Here is a 1162-nt window from a genome sequence, read left to right as displayed (position 1 = left end):
CAAGGCTTTAACGTTGTGACGCCCAACGTCCGCGGCAGCATGGGCTACGGCAAAACGTACCTGAACCTCGACAACGCGAGAAAACGGATGGATGCGGTGGCAGATCTGGCGTGGATGGTGAAGGACTTGAGCCGTTTCGCGACGGTCGATACCGGCAAAATCGGCATTATGGGGCGAAGCTACGGCGGGTTTATGGTGCTGGCCGCGCTCACCCATTATCCGGATTTATGGGCGGCCGGGGTGGACATCGTCGGCATCTCGCATTTCCGCACGTTTCTGGAAAATACCGGGGAATGGCGCAGAGCGCTGCGCGAAGCGGAATACGGCACGCTGGCGGACGATTCGGACTTCTTCGAGGAGATCGCCCCGCTCAACCATTCGCAGAACATCAAGGTGCCGCTGCTTATTTTCCACGGCCGCAACGATACGCGCGTTCCGGTCAGCGAGGCCGAGCAGCTGTATGCGGACATGCGGGCCCGCGGCCAGGAAGCGAAGTTGGTTATTTTCGAGGACGAAGGGCATCAGACGGAGAAAATGGAAAATCACATCGCGATGAATACGGAAATTGTCCGCTTCTTCCGGAAATATCTTGAAGCATAGCCGCATGGCGGAGGAAAGGCTCCGCCGCCTGCGCTTTCTTCATGAATCCTTCATGTGACCTTAATCAAACCTTCATGCAACCTGTCTCCGAGGGAGATATGATAAAGCTTAAGGATAGGCAGTATGAAGGAGGAACACATCATGTACAATAGCGTAATTATCGGAACCGGCCCCGGAGGGTTGACGGCGGCTATTTATTTGGCGAGAGCGGGATTGAAGCCCTTGGTGATCGAAGGTCCGGAGCCGGGAGGACAACTGACGACGACGACCGAGGTCGAGAACTTCCCGGGCTTCCCGGAAGGGATCATGGGCCCCGAATTAATGGATAATATGCGTAAGCAGGCCGAGCGCTTCGGCGCCGAATTCCGGACGGGATGGGTGAACAAAGCCGATCTCTCCAAGCGGCCATTCACGCTTTCGGTCGAAGGCATGGGCGACATTCAAGCGGAAACGGTGATCGTATCCACCGGAGCTTCCGCGAAATACCTCGGTATTCCGGGAGAAAAGGAAAACGTCGGCCGCGGGGTAAGCACCTGTGCGACATGCGACGGCTTCTTCTTCC

Annotated in this window: 2 protein-coding genes; both read left to right on the top strand. The window is 56.7% G+C overall.

Annotation, left to right across the window (positions count from 1 at the left end):
- The coding region (locus QJ48_RS34855) for a S9 family peptidase (protein WP_157261878.1) at positions 1 to 600 on the top strand (600 nt) is incomplete at its 5' end.
- Between the two features lie 141 nt (positions 601 to 741).
- Positions 742 to 1162 (top strand): NAD(P)/FAD-dependent oxidoreductase (locus QJ48_RS34850; RefSeq protein WP_157261877.1); only part of this gene is annotated, 421 nt, incomplete at its 3' end.

Source organism: Paenibacillus sp. A3 (assembly GCF_001399685.1).
GTDB lineage: Bacteria > Bacillota > Bacilli > Paenibacillales > NBRC-103111 > Paenibacillus_G.
This window is presented reverse-complemented; position numbering and strand designations above follow the sequence as displayed.